Here is a 296-nt window from a genome sequence, read left to right as displayed (position 1 = left end):
TTCCCACAAGATCCTTCAACGCGGCATTGTCGAGCATGGCGTCGGCCAGAAGCCGCTTCAGCCGCGTGTTCTCGTCCTCCAGCGCCTTCAGTCGCCGAGCCTCGGACACATCCATCCCGCCGAAGCGGGCCTTCCAGTTGTAGATCGAGGCGTCGCTGACCCCGTGCTTGCGGCACAGATCGGCAACCGATACCCCGGCCTCATGTTCCTTCAAAATTCCGATGATCTGCTCTTCAGAGAAGCGGCTGCGTTTCATGTCCTGGTCCTCTCGATGGGCCAGAACGAACTTCAAACCG

1 protein-coding gene is annotated in these 296 nt (G+C 59.8%); it reads right to left on the bottom strand.

Annotated features, from left to right (window positions below):
* A partial coding sequence (locus AC0L2P_RS32310) for a transposase (protein ID WP_473507255.1) occupies positions 1–256 on the bottom strand: 256 nt, incomplete at its 3' end.
* Positions 257–296 lie beyond the last annotated feature (40 nt).

The organism is Mesorhizobium sp. WSM4836 (assembly GCF_055811815.1).
Note: the sequence above shows the minus strand (reverse complement) of the source record. Positions and strands in the feature narration are given on the sequence as shown.